Here is a 17,844-nt window from a genome sequence, read left to right on the forward strand (position 1 = left end):
GGGGGTTTCTTTAGCATAAGAAATAATGTGCACCGCACATTGCTTATACTTGACATTAGTGTGCTATGCACAGTATAATATATTCAAAGGAAGTGATGTGATGGCCAGATCTTCAAAAGCGATTGAGAATCTAACACAGGAGCTCCGCAGAGGAGTCGTTGTGATCGGTGTTCTGGCTCAACTGCGCGAGCCGAGATACGGATACGCCCTGGTGCAGCGGCTCACCGATCGGGGGATGCCCATCGAGCAGAATACCCTGTATCCTCTATTGAGACGTTTGGAAAAACAGGGACTGCTCGAGGCCTCCTGGTCTGTCGATGAACCACGCCCCAGGAAGTACTATCGGTTGACGGAAGTGGGAGCAGAAACCCTGACAGCGCTCGAGGAAGAATGGCGCAATCTCAACAGTGTGGTCGCCAGCTTGCTCAGATCGGAAGGAGGAGAAAAGGATGACTGATTTGATCGAACGCTATTTGTATGCAGTTGGCAAGGGACTCTCGAAAGGCCAGCGGGAAGAGGTGCTGCCGGAACTACGCGCGGCGATCCTAGACACGCTTGAAGAAGGCGGAGACTACACAGAGCAAGATGTTTTGGAGGTCTTGCGCACCTTCGGTCCACCACGGGAAGTGGCGGCTGGATACCGACCGGAAGGACGCTACGTGATTGGACCCGCCCTTTACGGAACCTATCGCATGGTTCTCGGAATTGTGCTTCTCGCCGTGGCCCTGGGCCTCACCATCGCGACACTGGTGGGCACCTTAGCAGGAGAGGCAAGTCTCCTCACCTTTGTCCCGAGACTGATGGGCAACCTGTTATCGGCCTCCTTCGGGGCGGTGGGCAGTGTGACCGTAATTTTCTGGCTTATCGAACGGTACGTCCCCGAGGTGACCGAGGATTGGCGTGAGGAAGAAACTTTTGATCCGAAGAAACTGGACAGTGTTCCACCCTCACCGGACCGCGTCTCGACGGCAGAGCTTGTTGCCGAGAACGTCTTTCTCTTCATCGCATGGACCGTCCTGACCTTTTATCCTGACTGGATCGCTGTGATTTCGGTGCAGCACCCAGTGGTCTCGCGGATTCCCTTGTTTCACACCGAGGCATTGCGCCCCTACGTGACGGTCTTTACCTTTCTCTGGTTCTTCCAGTTCCTACTGAACCTATACCTACTCAAGAAGGGTCGCAGAACGGTGACCACACGGATGCTCGAGATAATCTTCTCCCTCGGTGGACTGGCGATCTTCTTGGTGGCAGCAGGGGATCCATCGCTGATCAACCGCGAAGCACTGTCCGTACTACCTGACAGTCTGATGAGCCTGGCGGGCACCGGTGGACGTCTCCTCGTGTTGTTCATCGTGGTCCTCACGCTTATCGAAGTGGGGAAGCATGTGTACCAAATAATCAAAGCGAGATAAAGAAAGCCCCCTGAGGGTGCCTTGAACAGGCACCTCGGGGGGCTCTCTTAGCACATAAAAAAGGAGCACCGACGTATGGTCGGTGCTCCTTTGATGATTCGGTCTTCAGTGATTACTGAACAGCGATCTCGCCTGTTACTTCACCTTCGTTCTCGAAAGCATCGAGAAGATCTTGAGAAGCAAAGTAGAGGTTGCCGTCGATTACAGCGTCACGGAGCTGGAAGTTTTCAGCTACAACGTACACATCACCAGCAACGGTACCGCCCTGGATGCGAGTGTTCACGCTTTCTACCGTGAGGGTAGGAGCCGTGAGCGTGAAACGAGCTGTAACGTTGCGGTCTGCATCTTGCGTGTAAAGAGCAAGCTTACGAGCCGGCTCGCCTTCGTCCGTAGGACCAGCAGCGAGCACGAGGTCTTTATCAGAAGACATATCGTCTTCGAAGATCACGATCCAGCCGCCAGCTGCGCTGAGCGCTTCGATCATTGACTCTTCGTCCGTTACGATTGACTGAGTAGCACCAGATACAACATCAGCTTCAACGCCGATTTGACCTGTTACTTCACCTTCGTTCTCGAAAGCATCGAGAAGCTCTTGAGAAGCAAAGTAGAGGTGGCCGTCGATCACTGCATCGCGGAGCTGGAAGTTTTCGGCTTTCACGTACACATCACCAGCGAAAGTACCGCCCTGGATGCGAGTGTTCACGCTTTCTACCGTGAGGGTAGGAGCCGTGAGCGTGAAACGAGCTGTTACGTTGCGGTCTGCATCTTGCGTGTAAAGAGCAAGCTTACGAGCCGGCTCGCCTTCGTCCGTAGGACCAGCAGCGAGCACGAGGTCTTTATCAGAAGACATATCTTCTTCGAAGATCACGATCCAGCCGCCGTTACGACCAAGAGCGTTGATCAAAGAAGCTTCGTCCGTTACGAAAGACTGCGTAGGAGCAGAGACTGCATCAGCAGCTACTGCGATTTCGCCCGTCACTTCACCTTCGTTCTCGAAAGCATCGAGAAGATCTTGAGAAGTGAAGTAAAGGTTGCCATCGATCACAGCGTCGCGAAGTTGGAAACCTTCTGCGCTTACGGTGACATCACCAGCGAAAGTACCGCCCTGGATGCGAGAGTTCACACTTTCTACCGTGAGGGTAGGAGCCGTGAGCGTGAAACGGTCGATCACGTTGCGATCAGCATCTTGCGTGTAAAGAGCAAGTTTGCGAGCCGCTTCGCCTTCGTCCGTAGGACCAGCAGCGAGCACGAGATTCTGCTCAGTGGTCATGTCGTCTTCAAAGATCACAATCCAGCCGCCGTTGGGACCTACTGCTTCGATCAGTGAAGCTTCGTCGGTAACGATGGACTCGGTAGGACCTGATACAACATCTGCCGGCTCATCGGCGGGTGCTTCAGGTGCGGGTTCTTCTGTAGCCGGAGAACAACCTGCGAATGCAAGTGCGACTACCAGAAGTGTTAATAAAATAACTTTTGACTTCATAAATGAACCTCCTCATATTGTGGGGGCTTTTCCCCTCTCTTAGATTCCTTCCTATTGTATCGAATTTAACGGTGGTTTTCAAGTAATTTTAAATCGTTATCAATATCTCGGAATCATCTTACAATTGTCACACGCCAAAAAGAGCCCGAGATACAGGCTCTTCTCTAGAATGATTTATTCCTACCATCAAACCTGTTCCGGTAGCCTGTACCGACGGCGATCGAAATAGGTCCCGAGGCCTGCGGAACTCAGGACAACAAGAGGGAGGGAGACACCCAGTCGAACAAGGGTGAACCGAGGACCTAAGATCGTGGCCTCCATGATACTCATGGGGATCATCACGAGGGAAGCAGAGGTCACATAGGTGAAGATCGCGCTGTAATCCGCTCCCTTGTGATAGAGGGCGTTGGCGACGGGGAAGGCCACGAAAGTACCACCGACGGTGGTGGCTGCCAGCAGAATGGCCCAGATGTACTTCTTGAAACCGGAGACCTGACCGAAGTTCTTCTCGATCAGCTCCCGGCTCGCCCACACATCGAACAGACCGATGAGGATGAAGGCCGGCGGTAGGATGCGTAGCATATCCCAGGCGAAGAGCCAAAAATTGTCGGCGACCCGCAGACCCAGATCGAATCCGCTGAGGAAAGAGAAACCGAGAAAAGCCAGGAAAAGTACAAAGGCAAGATAGTTCTTTTTTGCTGTCGTCATATCAGATCAACTCCCCGTAGAACAATCCCATGGCGATGGCTATCACCAGGGAGATGGAAAATCCGACTACATTCCTTACGATGGTCGCACGGACACCGAAGTACTGTTTCTCCACCGGATAAGTGGCCACACCGACCATCATGAGCGTGGTTACAAAGGCAGCCACCACCATATAGCTAACCCCCTGTTCGACCAGCACGCCCGATAGAGGGTAGGCGATAAAGCCTGGCATCATAGTGATCGAACCGAAGGCGGCCCCGATGAAAAGGCCTGCCGCCGAGGCATTTTCTCCGATGAATCGCACGATGAGTGCATTGGGAATAAGCAGAACCACGGACAAGATCATCAGGATCTTCAAGTACCCGGGCAGAATTTTTGCCAGCTTCTTACCGGCGACTTTCACAGCTTTTTTCGTCCGCGTGCGGTCGAGCAAAAAGGACACGACCAGGCCCACGGTGGCCACAGCATATAGCGTCAACATGATGGACGCCTCCTGGAAAAAGTAGACCCCCCCTAGGGGGATAACCACAGTGTACCAGGGACGCTTCTTGAAGTCAAGGGATGAAAATGATTCTTGACAAGGACCCGATCAGACTGATAAAGTTTAGATAAATTGAATCATTCCTTCGGGGCAGGGTGAAATTCCCTACCGGTGGTGAAAGTCCACGAGCCGCTTATCAAGCGGTTGAACCGGTGTAATTCCGGTACCGACAGTATAGTCTGGATGAGAGAAGGAGCAACAGATCACGAGGACAGTGCCGCCAGGCCTTTGTTTTCGAAGCGATCGCATGACCCCCGGAGTTTTTTGCTCCGGGTTTTTTTGTGTTTAATCTTGAGGAGCGTGTTAGCGATGATGGAGAAATGGATGCGTCGTGCAATGGTACTGGCAGAGGGAGGAGCAGGAGCGGTCAACCCCAATCCCCTGGTGGGTGCGGTGATCGTGAAAGACGACCGGTTGATCGCCGAGGGGTATCACACGCGGTTCGGTGCACCGCATGCCGAGCGCGAGGCACTCGTAGCAGTCAAAGAACCCCTAGAAGGGGCCACGATGTACGTGACACTCGAACCCTGCTCCCACCATGGAAAAACACCACCCTGTACCGAAGCGATTATCAGCTCAGGCATTAAAAGGGTGGTCGTGGGCATCGAAGATCCCAACCCCCTCGTTTCCGGAAGAGGCATCGAGCAGCTTAGGAAGGCCGGTATCGAGGTCTACGTGGGTGTGCTCCAGCAGGAACTGGCCCATCAAAATCGCATGTTTCTGACGGGTATGCGGCAAAAAAGACCCCGCGTTCTCTTGAAAGCGGCCATGAGTCTTGATGGCAAGATTGCGACGAGAACCGGTCGGTCCCAGTGGATCACGGGGCCGGAGGCAAGGATAGCTGTACACCGGATGCGTCACTACTGGCCGGCGATTCTGGTGGGCATCGGTACTGTGCTGGCCGACGATCCTTCGTTATCAGCCCGGAGCGAGAGCGAAGCTTACAGGCAGCCCTATCGAATCATCGTCGATGCACTGGCCGAGACTCCCCTGGCAGCGCGGGTGCTCGACGCGAACCTCGGCGGCCCGACGATCATCGCCGTGAACAGCACGGCAGATGTGGAGAAGAGGCGGGCCCTTGAGAACATGGGCGTGCGGGTGCTCGAGACAAGGGGCGCGGAAGATCGCATCGACCTATCCGATTTGCTCGCGAAGCTCTACCGCCTGGGGATCGACGGTGTGCTCGTCGAAGGGGGGAGTGCCATTCACGGTGGTTTTCTCGATGCAGGTCTCGTGGACGAAGTGGCCTTCTTCATCGCGCCCAAGTTGATCGGCGGTCAATCTGCGAAATCCGTGATCGGGGGAGAGGGCACAGAGGCGCTCGCGTCGGTGACGCGGCTCGATCACATGGATACAGCCTATCACGGAGAAGATCTACTGATCACAGGATGTGTGGGAGGGGAGGAAGACAGATGTTCACAGGGATTATAGAAGAGATCGGTCGCGTCCGGAGGGTCGAAGCCCGTCCGGAGGGTGCCCGTATCACGATAGAAGCCGAGCATGTGCTCGACCAAACCAAATCGGGCGATAGTATTGCCACCAACGGCATTTGCCTGACAGTGGTAAACCACGATGGTACCCATTTCACAGCGGACGTCATGGCAGAAACGCTCCGGATGACCAATCTGGGTGAGCTCTCGCCCGGAGATCCGGTGAACCTCGAGCGGGCGATGACGTTGAACGGACGTCTTGGCGGCCATCTGGTGGCAGGCCATGTCGATGGTCTGGCACGGATCACGGGCACACGAAACGAGGGGGACTCCCTGTGGATCGACCTGAAGGTCGACGATCGACTGATGCGCTATGTGCTCGACCGCGGATCCGTGGCTCTTGATGGCACCAGCCTGACGGTGGCCCGTCGTCAAGCGGGTGGCCTGTCCGTCTCCCTCATTCCTGTCACCCAAGAGGAGACGATTCTGGCCAAAAAACGGGTGGGGCAGACTGTCAATGTAGAAGTGGACATGATCGGCAAATATGTGGAACAGTTGATGACACCCCAAAAAGAGGGGAAGATCAGCTTGGATTTTTTACGGGAGCACGGTTTTTGATCCTAGGCGTAGGAAATTGAGAAAGGAGAGTGGCATATGTTTGCCAAGATAGAAGAAGCACTGGAGGTCATCGGAGCCGGCGGGATGATCGTGGTGGTGGATGATGAAGACCGGGAGAACGAGGGGGATCTGGTGATGGCAGCCGAACACGCTACGCCGGAAGCCGTTAATTTCATGACGCTTTACGGACGTGGTCTTCTGTGCACCCCCATGGAAGAAGAGCGACTGCAGGATCTGGAGATCGGCCCCATGGTCACGCGCAACACGGATCCCAAGGGGACCGCCTTCACTGTGAGTGTGGACCACGTGGATTGCACCACCGGGATCTCAGCGGCCGAGCGATCTTTGACAATCCGCAGCCTCGCTTGTCCAGAGACAAGGATCGCAGACTTCACCAAGCCCGGCCATATTTTTCCGCTCGCCGCAAAACACGGCGGTGTTCTCCGCCGGGCAGGTCATACAGAGGCAGCGGTGGATCTGGCGCGTATGGCGGGATGCCATCCCTCGGGTCTGATCTGTGAGATCATGAAAGCCGACGGGGAGATGGCCCGCGTGCCGGATCTCGTTTCCTATTGTGAGGACCACGGTCTCTTGATGATCAGCATAGCCGATCTCATTGCCCACCGACTGGAGCATGAGCATACGCTTGAACGAGCGGCTGTGGCATCCATGCCAACAATCCAGGGGGATTTCGAGATGATCGGCTATGAGGACGAACTGTCCGGAGAACACCACGTGGCCCTCGTGAAGGGAGATGTGGCATCCGGAGAGCCTGTACTCGTCCGTGTCCATTCGGAGTGCCTGACCGGTGATGCCTTCGGATCCCTACGTTGCGACTGTGGGGAGCAGCTTCAAGAAGCGCTGGCCCGCATCGAGGAAGAAGGAAGGGGTATCCTCCTTTACATGCGACAGGAGGGCCGGGGAATCGGTTTGATCAATAAGATTCGTGCCTACGCCTTACAAGACCAGGGGATGGACACGGTGGAGGCCAACCTGGCCCTGGGCTTCGATGAGGATCTCAGGGACTACGGCACTGGTGCCAGGATTCTTAAGGACCTCGGTGCCAGTCGGATCATTCTCATGACGAACAACCCTCAGAAAATCGCTGGGTTGTCGGGGTACGGCATCGAAGTGGTCGGTCGGCGGGCCATCGAGATGAATCACAATGAGAAGAATGCTTACTATCTAAAGACGAAGAAAGAACGTATGGGCCACATGCTCGACATGGGAAAGGAGAATGATCATGAAACAGTTTAATGGACATCTGCAGGCAGGCGATGCCAAGTACGCGATTGTCGTGGGACGGTTTAACGATTTCATCGGACAGAAGCTGATGGAGGGCGCCATGGATGCCTTGGTGCGACACGGGGCAAAAGAAGAACAGATTACCATCACCCGCGTGCCCGGAGCCTTTGAGATCCCGCTGGTGGCCAAGAAATTGGCCAACCGTTCGGATGTTGACGCGGTCATATGCCTTGGTGCCGTGATCCGAGGATCCACACCACATTTTGACTACGTATCTTCAGAAGTGACCAAAGGTGTAGCTTCTGTCTCCCTGGACACAGAAAAACCCGTGATCTTCGGGGTGCTCACCACCGATACCATCGAACAGGCCATCGAACGTGCTGGTACGAAGGCCGGTAACAAGGGGTATGACGCTGCGATGACCGCAATGGAAATGGTCGATCTGCTCAAGAAACTCGCTCAATAGCAAGAGAAAATCCTGGTGCTTCCACGTATCGGGATTTTTTTAAACAAGAAAAGCTTTTCCCGAGCGTAAGCACAGGATATGAAGGAATTGTCGCTTGCAAAGGACAGTCGACTTGTATATGATGGGAAGAGTTGAAGAAAAGAGGTAGAAAAAACATGAATAGACCTGAGATTTTGAATGTCGCCGTCATCGCGCACGTTGATGCCGGTAAATCTACACTTGTCGATGCACTGCTCAAACAGAGCGGCGTTTTTCGCGACAATGAGACCGTCATCGATTGCGTGATGGACTCCAACGATCTCGAGCGTGAGCGCGGGATCACCATTTACTCCAAGAACTGTGCGATCGAACACGGCGGCGTCAAAATCAACATCGTCGATACACCGGGACACGCCGATTTCTCATCGGAAGTGGAGCGGATCATCCGAACGGTGGATACGGCCATCCTCTTGGTCGATGCTTCCGAAGGCCCTATGCCCCAAACACGATTCGTCCTGCAAAAGACCCTCGAGCGCGGCCTCCGGCCGATCCTGATGATCAATAAGATTGATAAGCGCGACCAAAGGGCCGAAGAAGTGGTCGACCAGACCTTCGATCTCTTCGTAGAGCTCGGCGCAACCGATGAACAGCTTGATTTTCCCATCGTCTACGGCATCGCCCGCGAGGGTATTGCCAAGGCCGATATGGACCAAGAGAGCGAGAACCTGGATCCACTTTTTGAAATCCTGGCAGAGCGATACGAAGCGTATCCCAACCTCGATGAAGAGCCCAGCCAAATGCAGATTTCTTCCCTCGACTACGATGAATACATCGGTCGATTGGGAATTGGTCGCCTAACGCGCGGCACCCTACGACGTGGCCAGAGTGTCGTGCTCGGAAAACGTGACGGCACTCTCACGCGTGGAAAAATTGCCAAGCTCTTTGTGAACGAAGGCCTCCGACGTGTGGAAAAAGAAATCGCCCATTCGGGGGATATCGTTGTGATCGCTGGGTTTTCTGATGTCTCTATCGGTGAGACCGTCTGTCATCCTGATCATGTCGAACTGCTTCCGACGATCGAAATCGAAGCGCCCACGCTGGCGATGACCTTTCAGGTTAACGATTCACCCTTCGCCGGACGAAGCGGCACCTACGTGACATCGCGTCATATCAAGGCCCGCCTCGAACGTGAACTCGAGGTAAACGTCGGTCTACGTGTGCGAGAACTCTCAGGTCGCGATGGTTTCAAGGTTTCGGGACGTGGCGAGTTGCACCTTTCGGTGCTCCTCGAGAATTTGAGACGCGAGGGTTATGAGGTCGGTGTATCGAAACCGGAAGTACTCTTCCGAGATGGTGAAGAAGGTCTCGAAGAGCCAGTAGAGCGTGTGATCGTGGATGTGCCCGAGGCCTACAGCGGCTCGGTCATCCAGGCGCTGAACCTACGAAAGGGTCAGATGCAACACATGCACGTGGATGAGGGATACGCACGCCTTGAATATCTCGTACCAACACGAGGACTCCTCGGCTATCGTTCTTCCTTTATCAATGAGACGCGTGGTGAGGGGATCATGGTCCGGTCTTTCCACGGTTACGCACCCCACGCTGGCGATGTACCGAAGCGTCAGAATGGCGTGCTCGTTTCCCTGGTACAGGACCAGACAATCGCCTATGCCCTGTTCAACCTGTCCGAGCGGGCGACGCTCTTCGTCGGTCCTGCCGTTGATGTTTACGAGGGCATGATCGTGGGCATGAACAGTCGTACGGATGATATGGAAGTCAATCCGGCGAAGAATAAGAAGTTGACCAATGTGCGTGCTTCTGGAACTGACGATGCCGTCAAGCTCTTGGCGCCCAGATCCTTTACGCTAGAAGAAGCGCTTGAATTTATCGAGGCCGATGAGCTGCTCGAGGTTACACCCGACGCCCTACGGTTGCGCAAGAAAGTCCTCAACACGCAGGACCGCTATCGTTCGCAGAAGAACGCCAGCGCATAATTCGCATAATTAAGGACAAGCAGGACCTCCGCGGAAGACGCGGGGGTCTTTTTTTGGTACAATGGGGAAATAGGAAGAAGCGATCTTGAACGGGAGGCGTTGATCTTGGAGCACGCATCATTCTTGAGTGCCTTTACAGATAGTATCGATGAAGGGCTTATTTACGTAGACGAGACGGAAAAGATTCAACTGTACAACAAGCGGGCCAAAGAGATCTTCGGGATCGTGGAGGACAGTGGCCGGGGACACCCAACGGGAAGGGTGGAAGAGGGAGACCTGATCCTATTGGCCGACCACAGACTCTTCGGTGATGATGGGATGACCGATGCCACGCTTTTCGCGGAGTATGGGCTTCCCATCGATCGATTGTCTCGCGGCGATTCCATCGTGGCCATCTGTCGCCACGGTAGTCGGGAGCCCATCGCCTTTGCCCATAAGGGTGAACGGGAGAACCGTGATCGTCTGGAGATTAGTACCGAGCTGGGGGGAATCCACCTTTCCTGCACATTGGATTTTACGAATAAACAGGCGCGGCTTTGCGTTGGAGAAATTGCCTTCACCATGCCCTACATCCGATCGGTGGGACACATGGTGGTGCTCGGGGGGACGACCCTCACGGTGAAATTCTACCAGGCGAAAGGATACACAGTAAGACGAGAGACCCTGGCGGATCTCATCGATGGCCACCCGTTTGTAGCCAAGGGCAAGAATCAGGAGATCGAGGTGGTCGGACGGCACCCCCTCGAGATCCACGACGACAGCGAGATCATCCGCCGGTTCGTTGCGCTGGCAGGCGGCAGAAAAGGGGAAGAACAGACGATTCGGAACGGTTACTATGAGATCAACGGTCGGCCGGCCCTCTGCACGCTCAAGCGCATTGCAGAGAATGGTGCGCACCGCGGTGCCCTCTTGATCGTAGAGGACCTGACGGAACTCGAGGCGTTGATCGCCGAGAAAAACAGTGCTCTCGATAAGCTGGCCGACCTGGAGCGGCAGCTGAGCGGTTCCGATCTGAACGAAGGCCCCCTGGGCGAACTGGTGGGCGACTCCGAGAGCATCCGTCTCGTCCGCGACCTGGCCCACAGGGCATCGCTCACCACATCGACGGTGATGATCGAGGGGGAGTCTGGAACGGGGAAGACGCTCTTGGCCTCCCTCATCCACCGGACGAGCGGGCGTGCCGCCGCTCCCTTTGTCCAGGTCAACTGCGCTTCAATTCCAGAGAACCTCATCGAATCCGAACTCTTTGGTTATGAAGGTGGCGCTTTCACCGGCGCGACCTCCGGCGGGAAGCGAGGTTTTTTTGAAGAAGCCGACGGTGGCACGCTCTTTCTCGATGAGATTGGTGAGCTACCGCTGGGCCTACAGGCTAAACTCTTGGGCGTCCTGCAGAATCGGTCTTTTTTCCGCGTTGGCGGAACGAAAGCCGTGACGGTGGATGTGAGGATCATCGCCGCCAGTAACAGGGATCTCGCTGCACAGGTGACAAAGGGCTTGTTTCGGGAGGATCTGTACTATCGTATCAGCGTCTTCCCAATCCTGATTCCGCCATTGCGGAGTAGATTCCGCGATGTCGGACAAGTTGCCCGTCATTTGCTCCCGAAGCTGACGAAAAAACTAGGGGTGAGCACAAAGCAATATTCCCAGGAAGCGCTCGAAAAATTAAGCCACCACCACTGGCCTGGAAATATTAGAGAGTTGGAAAACGCCATCGAACGGGCGATCAACCTGACGACGGGTACGGTGATCGATGCCGATGCAATCCAACTCATGACACCCTCCAAAGTCGCACAGTTCAAGCCGCTCAAGGAATTGCTAGAGGAAACGGAGCGGGAGGCGATCGTGCGTGCGCTTAAGCTGAGCGGCGGCGATCGCCAGGAGACCATGCGACGTCTGGGGATTAAAAAAAGCGCCTACTACGATAAGATTGCGCGCTATCAGATCGAGAACGTTTGAAGAGTTGGCATGGTCCTTGCAACTTTCTGGTGTGAACCCATCAGAAAGGATTTGAGACCATGCCGATAGAAAACCACCATTTGATCGTCGACGGGTGCGATACCGTCGCCCTTGCCAAAACCTACGGAACCCCCCTCTACCTTTTGTCCGAAACGGCCATCAGGCAGCAGTGTCATATTTTGAAGGAGGACTTTCTGGGACGCTTTCCAGATACCTCCGCGCATTACGCATCGAAGGCTTTCTTGAGCCGAACGATCTGCCATCTGATCCAAGAGGAGGGTCTGAAACTCGATGTGGTTTCCGGCGGAGAACTCTATATCGCCAGAGCATCGGGTTTTCCCATGGAACATGTGGTTTTCCACGGCAACAACAAGTCCTTGGTGGAACTAGAAGGTGCCATCTCAGCTGGAGTGGGTAAAATCGTTGTCGATAATCTCCATGAGCTGTCCATGATCGAAGGGATCGCAGCGCGGGAGAAGTCACGGGTCAGGATCCTCTTCCGGATTGCACCGGGCCTCTCGGAGATCGCCACCCATGCTTACATCACCACGGGACAGAAGGACACGAAGTTCGGCATTCCCCTGGTGGGTGATGCCTTTGATCGGGCCCTCGCCCAGGTCGAGGCCTCATCGTGGATCGATCTCGTGGGACTCCACTTTCACGTGGGAAGTCAACTGAAAACCCACGCGGCACACTTGGCGGCTATCGAAGCGACCTACGACTTGCTCGATCGGTACGATTTGGAGATTGAAGAGCTCAACGTAGGCGGGGGCTTTGGCATCGTGTACACGGCCGATGACGAGGGAATTCCCCTTTCCTACTTCACCGATGCGATCATGGACAAGATCGAGACCCTCTCGCGAGAGACCGGTCGCAGACGTCCCCACGTGAGCATCGAACCGGGCCGTTGGCTTATCGGAGAAGCTGGGATGACGCTCTATGAAATCGGCGCTGTCAAGGAGATCCCTGGTATACGCACCTATGTTTCCGTCGATGGCGGGATGCCCGATAACATGAGGCCTGCTCTGTACAACGCGCGTTACAGTGCCATCATTGCGAATCGGACCGATGCCATACCCGACCGGACCGTTACCATCGCGGGCAAAACCTGTGAGTCGGGCGATATCTTGATCTGGGATCTGGCAGTACCTGCGGTTTCACCTGGTGATCTGCTCGCCGTTTACGCCACGGGAGCCTACGGTTACTCCATGGCTTCGAACTACAATCAAAACTTGATACCGGCCGTCGTGATGGTCTCTGAAGGAAAGCACGATGTGATCGTACGCCGGCAGACCTTTGAAGATCTCATCCGACGCGATGAGGTCCCCGAACGGTTTCTAAAGAAGGAGAGACATCTGGATGCGCATACCGAAAGCGCTTGAGCCTGGTGCCCGAGTAGCCCTGACCTGTCCCGCGTCGCCGCCGCTAGACGGCAGCATTGAGAAAGCCAAACGCTATCTCGAGGCATTGGGATTACAAGTGGTCGTGGGAGCCAGCTGCCTCTACGGCAGTGGTTACCTCGCCGGCACCCCAGAGCTGAGGGCGGAAGAGTTACAGCATTTTTTCGAGGATCCGACCATCGGGGGGATCCTCGCCGCCAAAGGCGGTTACGGTTCCGTGCAGATTGTCGATGCCCTCGATTATGATACAATTAAACAGCACCCGAAGATCTTTCTCGGGTATTCCGATATCACGACCTTGCATTTGGCACTGGGCCGCTATGCCGATCTCGAGACCTACCATGGCCCCATGCCAACGACGGAGTGGATCCGACGGGACTTCGATGAAGGTAGCCGTCACTCCCTGCTCCAGACAATCCTAGCCCCCCCAGAACCCATAGACATAGTGGTAGCGACTTGTCGCATACCGCGTTCCGGGCGCGCACGGGGGATTCTGACCGGTGGCAATCTGGCTTTACTCGCCGCCTCGATCGGAACCCCCTACGCTCTGGAAACCAGAGGCAGGCTCCTGCTCATCGAGGATGTGGATGAAGCGCCCTACCGGATCGACCGAATGCTGTGGCAGCTCAAGCTCGCCGGTGTCTTCAAGGAAGTCGCTGGTGTGCTCTTCGGTCCTTTCACCCGTTGTGAGGATGGAGGAGAGATTTCGGTGGACGATGTGCTCGATGCCTTTATCGAAGAACTCGACTGTCCCGTTGTGAAAGATTTTCCCGCCGGTCACGAACTTCCGGCGTTGACCCTGCCCATGGGTAGAGTCTTGACATTAGAAGCTGACGAAAGGAAGGTGCGGTTGTTTGAAGACCCGATGTGTGATTCAAGTACCGATCGCGACATTACATAAAGAACCAGATGCCACTTCCGTGGCACTCGACGAAGCCTTGCACGGCATGGTGGTCGACGCCGATGCTATGGAAGGTGGTTACCAACTCTGCGAGATGAGCTACGGTTACGAAGGCCTCATCCGCTCAGATCAGCTGAATGAAGATCCCGAGCTCGTCGCCCGTTACACTGAGCAGACGTCCCGCATCCGTACGCCCTTCGCCGATATCCTCTCGCGACCGGCCTATCAAGGGTACGTGCTCGCAACACTTCCCAAGGGTGCATTGCTCGTGCTCCTCGAAATGGGAGGGGACTTTTTAAAAGTCCTGCTCGCCGATGGACGGGAAGGATACACGAGAAAAGAGAATATCGATTTTCGAACCATACCGACGGAGGAGGAAGGCCTGAGGGCGGCGATCGTCGAAAGCGCGAAAACCTATCTCGGTGTTCAGTACCGGTGGGGTGGGAAGACGCCCGCCGGCATCGATTGTTCTGGACTCACCGCCATGGCCTATATGCTCAACAATCAGATCATCTACAGGGATGCAATCTATCGACCGGAGTACGGTCTCAGAAAGATTACACTCGACGAAGCAAAGCCGGGAGACCTGCTCTTTTGGGAAGGACACATCGGTTTGATCCTGTCGGGACGCACCTTTATTCATTCCACCGGATCCTCCGGTGGTGTGGTCATCAACAACCTGATCGCGGGCGACCCGCTCTGTCGGGAAGACTTGAGAAACACACTAGAGACGGTAGCTACCTATTTTTAGAGGAGGCAGACCATGCACATAACGAAAATGGAGATCGCGACCGTGGCGATTCCGCTGACCGAACCCTTTATCACGTCGCTCAGAAGAGTGGATGCCATCGAATCGATCGTATGCCGTCTGTGGACCGACGAGGGGATCTTCGGCTTCGGCGCCGCATCACCCACGGCTGTGATCACTGGTGACACGATAGGGAGCATAACCGATGGGCTCAAGTTGATCGCCGCCAAGCTCATGGGTATCGACATCCTCGATGCTGATGGGTGGCAACAGGCGATCCGTTCTGCGCTCGTGCACAACACCAGCGCAAAGGCCGCTGCGAATATCGCCTGCCACGATCTCTACAGCAAGGCACTGGGCATCCCTCTCTTTCAACTTTTGGGCGGTGCCAAGCGCTCTCTGGATACCGACCTGACCCTCAATATGAACCCAACGAAAAAGATGGTAGAAGATGCGCGTGGGACCCTGACAAAAGGGTACAAATCCCTTAAGGTTAAAGTGGGCAGCGGTGCTCGGGAGGATCTCGAACGCTTGCTGGCCATCCAGGAAGTCCTGCCGGCCGACGTTTCCCTGCGGATCGATGCCAATCAGGGCTGGACGGCCAAAGAAGCAATCGCCACGATCAACCGCCTAGTAGATGCCGGGGTGGCCATCGATTTGGTGGAGCAACCGGTACGCGCCAATGACCTGAGGGCAATGGTGGCGGTCACCCAGGGGACTACGGCCAAGATTTTGGCCGATGAGAGCCTTTATGATCTCAAGGACGCGGTGACCCTGATCCGCGAAGGTGGATGTGATCTGTTCAATCTTAAGTTGATGAAGACCGGGGGCCTCGAGGAGGCGCGCGCCATCGACCACTTGGCACGTGCCCACGGGATCACCTGTATGATGGGCTCCATGATGGAGTCGCGCGTAGGGCTCGATGCAGCGGCCCACATGGCCGCAGGTAGTATGAATATCACGCGCGTGGACCTCGATGTTCCCACCATGTACGAAGACGAGCCTGTTTTGGGCGAAGTGGTCTACCAAGGCCCTAAGATTTTTCTGGGGACCTCCCCTGGACTGGGGATCCGAGAGATTCGCGGGGCGGTTTTCGAGGAGATCGTCCGATGGAAAAAATCATAAAGATTGTCGATCAAGTCGAAGCCGCCGGTGGTGATTTCGTCTGGGCAGTGGTCGACAGGCACAGTGAAGAGGTCCTCTGGTCCCATGGGCAAGAACAACCGGTGAAGTCTGCCAGCCTGATCAAACTCTTCATCGAAGAGGTCGCGCTCGACCACCAGACAGAGCGCGTGGCCTTTCGAAAGGAACAGGCGGTACCCTTCAGCCTGCTCGCGCACCTCGAAGAACGGACCTACCGTCTGTCGGACCTGATGACCATGATGATCGCCCTGAGCGATAACACGGCCACGAATCTCGTGATCGACTACTTGGGGCTCCCCCGTTTGTCGGAGGAGATTGCCAAGAAGTATCCAGGCACTCGGCTCAGGCGTCACATGATGGACAGTGGGGCGCGGGATAGGGGTCTTGAGAATATCACCACGGCAATGGATGTGGTGGCCGTCCTCGAGACGCTGGCCGGAAACGAGCGGGCCCTGGTGGATCTGGCTGAACAGCACGACCGGAGCCTCTTCCTGCGCGAGGTGGACGATGAAGGGATCCACTTCATCCACAAGACCGGATCGTTAGAAGATCAGAAGGCCGACGCGGGCATCCTGGAGGTAGACGGACGTTCTGTGATCGTCGTCGCGATTCTGGATCATTATCCAGATCCGGTGGAGGCGAAGCGGTGTCTCGGTGTTTTCTTCGAAACAGTCTACCGCTGCGTGAAAGGAGAATGTTCATGGCCCATCTCTTGAACACGACGCCACGCGTCGACGGATACCGCATGCCGGGTGAGTTTGAAACCCACGACGGGTGCTGGATACTGTTTCCGGAACGGCGGGATAATTGGCGGCAAGGAGCCTACCCCGCCCAGCAGGCCTTCGCGGAGGTAGCCACCACCATCGCCCGCTTTGAACCCGTGACGGTGGGGGCTTCTAGAGAGACCTACCCCTTCGCCAGAGACCTCTTGCCCGATCACATACGCGTCGTCGAACTCTCGTCTAACGACGCTTGGATGCGCGATGTGGGGCCGCTCTTTCTGGTCAACGGTAGGGGTGGACTACGGGCGCTCGATGGCCTGTTCAACGCCTGGGGTGGACTAGATGAAGGTCTGTACTTCCCGTGGGATCAGGACGACCGCGTAGCCCGAAAGGTCGCCGAGATCGAGCGCGTCGATGTGTACAGATTGGGTGATTTCGTGATCGAAGGGGGTTTTCTCCACGTCGATGGCGAGGGGACCTGCCTCCTGACAGAAGAGTGTCTCTTCTCGAAGGGACGACACGCCGGCAAAAATAGAGAAGAAGTCGAGCACGTGCTTGGTAATCATTTGAACATTGACAAGGTGATCTGGCTACCCAGGGGCATCTACCTCGATGAGACCAGCGGACACGTGGACAATCTCTGCGCCTTCGCCCGTCCGGGAGAAGTGATCCTGGCCTGGACGGATGACCAAGGGGATCCTCAATACGAAAGATCACGTGCGGCGCTCGAAGTCCTCCGTCGGGAGACGGATGCCCGGGGTCGGTCGCTCGTTATCCATAGATTGGCCTTACCCTCACCGGTGATCATCACCGAAGAGGAGGCGGCGGGTGTTTATCCCGCCGAGACAACACACCCGAGGCGAGCCGGCGATCGGCTGGCGGCCTCCTACGTGAATTTTTACATGCCCAATGGCGCCATCGTCTACCCGACCTTCGGTCTCGGAGAATCCGATGCCAGGGCCGGCGCAACCCTCAGGGAGATTTTCCCCGATCGGGATGTGGTAGGCGTTTATTCTAGAGAGATCATTCTAGGTGGGGGAAACATCCACTGCATCACCATGCAGCAACCCACTCCCTAGAGGGGAATCTCACACCAAT

17 protein-coding genes and 1 riboswitch are annotated in these 17,844 nt (G+C 55.6%); of the genes, 14 read left to right on the top strand and 3 right to left on the bottom strand.

What is annotated here, in order from left to right; all coding sequences use genetic code 11:
* Window positions 1-100 precede the first annotated feature (100 nt).
* Together ACULM0_RS00085 and ACULM0_RS00090 are read left to right on the top strand one after the other, a co-directional pair.
* Window positions 101-457, top strand: a complete 357-nt coding sequence (locus ACULM0_RS00085; RefSeq protein ID WP_463678415.1) for a PadR family transcriptional regulator — start codon at window positions 101-103, stop codon at window positions 455-457.
* The gene (locus ACULM0_RS00090) at window positions 450-1,412 is read left to right on the top strand and encodes an HAAS signaling domain-containing protein (protein ID WP_463678416.1); all 963 of its coding nucleotides are present in this window, start codon (window positions 450-452) and stop codon (window positions 1,410-1,412) included. Before ACULM0_RS00085 ends, ACULM0_RS00090 begins: the two co-directional genes overlap by 8 nt.
* A gap of 112 nt (window positions 1,413-1,524) precedes the next feature.
* Here the strand turns inward: ACULM0_RS00090 and ACULM0_RS00095 are convergent, their stop codons facing one another.
* From ACULM0_RS00095 to ACULM0_RS00105, 3 genes are all read right to left on the bottom strand, one after another.
* Window positions 1,525-2,895: a hypothetical protein gene (locus ACULM0_RS00095; RefSeq protein ID WP_463678417.1), complete on the bottom strand. Its 1,371-nt coding sequence runs from the start codon at window positions 2,893-2,895 to the stop codon at window positions 1,525-1,527.
* 186 nt (window positions 2,896-3,081) lie between these two features.
* Window positions 3,082-3,603: a permease gene (locus tag ACULM0_RS00100; protein WP_463678418.1), complete on the bottom strand. Its 522-nt coding sequence runs from the start codon at window positions 3,601-3,603 to the stop codon at window positions 3,082-3,084.
* Between the two features lies 1 nt (window position 3,604).
* Window positions 3,605-4,084 (bottom strand): permease, encoded by a 480-nt coding sequence (locus tag ACULM0_RS00105; RefSeq protein ID WP_463678419.1) that lies wholly within the window; start codon window positions 4,082-4,084, stop codon window positions 3,605-3,607.
* Window positions 4,085-4,221: 137 nt separating this feature from the next.
* Window positions 4,222-4,343: riboswitch (FMN riboswitch) on the top strand.
* 110 nt (window positions 4,344-4,453) lie between these two features.
* On the opposite strand from ACULM0_RS00105, the gene ribD reads away from it, so the two are divergent.
* From ribD to aguA, 12 genes are all read left to right on the top strand, one after another.
* Window positions 4,454-5,575 (top strand): bifunctional diaminohydroxyphosphoribosylaminopyrimidine deaminase/5-amino-6-(5-phosphoribosylamino)uracil reductase RibD, encoded by a 1,122-nt coding sequence (ribD, locus tag ACULM0_RS00110; protein WP_463678420.1) that lies wholly within the window; start codon window positions 4,454-4,456, stop codon window positions 5,573-5,575.
* Window positions 5,557-6,192: a riboflavin synthase gene (locus tag ACULM0_RS00115; RefSeq protein WP_463678421.1), complete on the top strand. Its 636-nt coding sequence runs from the start codon at window positions 5,557-5,559 to the stop codon at window positions 6,190-6,192. Before ribD ends, ACULM0_RS00115 begins: the two co-directional genes overlap by 19 nt.
* A 36-nt stretch (window positions 6,193-6,228) precedes the next feature.
* Window positions 6,229-7,449 carry a bifunctional 3,4-dihydroxy-2-butanone-4-phosphate synthase/GTP cyclohydrolase II gene (locus ACULM0_RS00120; RefSeq protein WP_463678422.1) on the top strand — a complete coding sequence of 407 codons (1,221 nt, stop codon included), beginning with the start codon at window positions 6,229-6,231 and terminating at the stop codon, window positions 7,447-7,449.
* Window positions 7,436-7,903, top strand: a complete 468-nt coding sequence (ribH, locus tag ACULM0_RS00125; RefSeq protein ID WP_463678423.1) for a 6,7-dimethyl-8-ribityllumazine synthase — start codon at window positions 7,436-7,438, stop codon at window positions 7,901-7,903. Before ACULM0_RS00120 ends, ribH begins: the two co-directional genes overlap by 14 nt.
* 155 nt (window positions 7,904-8,058) lie before the next feature.
* Entirely contained in the window at window positions 8,059-9,876 is a 1,818-nt protein-coding gene (typA, locus tag ACULM0_RS00130) for a translational GTPase TypA (protein ID WP_463678424.1), read from the top strand.
* 105 nt (window positions 9,877-9,981) lie between these two features.
* On the top strand, window positions 9,982-11,832 hold the full coding sequence (locus ACULM0_RS00135; protein WP_463678425.1) for a sigma-54 interaction domain-containing protein: 1,851 nt from the start codon (window positions 9,982-9,984) through the stop codon (window positions 11,830-11,832).
* 59 nt (window positions 11,833-11,891) lie between these two features.
* Entirely contained in the window at window positions 11,892-13,214 is a 1,323-nt protein-coding gene (lysA, locus tag ACULM0_RS00140; RefSeq protein ID WP_463678426.1) for a diaminopimelate decarboxylase, read from the top strand.
* On the top strand, window positions 13,192-14,133 hold the full coding sequence (locus ACULM0_RS00145) for a S66 peptidase family protein (RefSeq protein WP_463678427.1): 942 nt from the start codon (window positions 13,192-13,194) through the stop codon (window positions 14,131-14,133). Before lysA ends, ACULM0_RS00145 begins: the two co-directional genes overlap by 23 nt.
* Complete coding sequence (locus ACULM0_RS00150; RefSeq protein WP_463678428.1) at window positions 14,087-14,884, top strand: C40 family peptidase; 798 nt, start codon at window positions 14,087-14,089, stop codon at window positions 14,882-14,884. Before ACULM0_RS00145 ends, ACULM0_RS00150 begins: the two co-directional genes overlap by 47 nt.
* Window positions 14,885-14,896: 12 nt before the next feature.
* The gene (locus tag ACULM0_RS00155) at window positions 14,897-16,006 is read left to right on the top strand and encodes a dipeptide epimerase (protein ID WP_463678429.1); all 1,110 of its coding nucleotides are present in this window, start codon (window positions 14,897-14,899) and stop codon (window positions 16,004-16,006) included.
* Complete coding sequence (locus tag ACULM0_RS00160) at window positions 15,991-16,740, top strand: serine hydrolase (RefSeq protein ID WP_463678430.1); 750 nt, start codon at window positions 15,991-15,993, stop codon at window positions 16,738-16,740. The genes ACULM0_RS00155 and ACULM0_RS00160 overlap by 16 nt, the downstream gene beginning before the upstream one ends.
* Window positions 16,725-17,825, top strand: coding sequence for an agmatine deiminase (gene aguA, locus ACULM0_RS00165; RefSeq protein ID WP_463678431.1), 1,101 nt, complete (start codon window positions 16,725-16,727; stop codon window positions 17,823-17,825). The genes ACULM0_RS00160 and aguA overlap by 16 nt, the downstream gene beginning before the upstream one ends.
* Window positions 17,826-17,844: the final 19 nt, after the last annotated feature.

The sequence above is a fragment of the Halotolerantifilum yawarlongkerapense genome, from assembly GCF_054506745.1.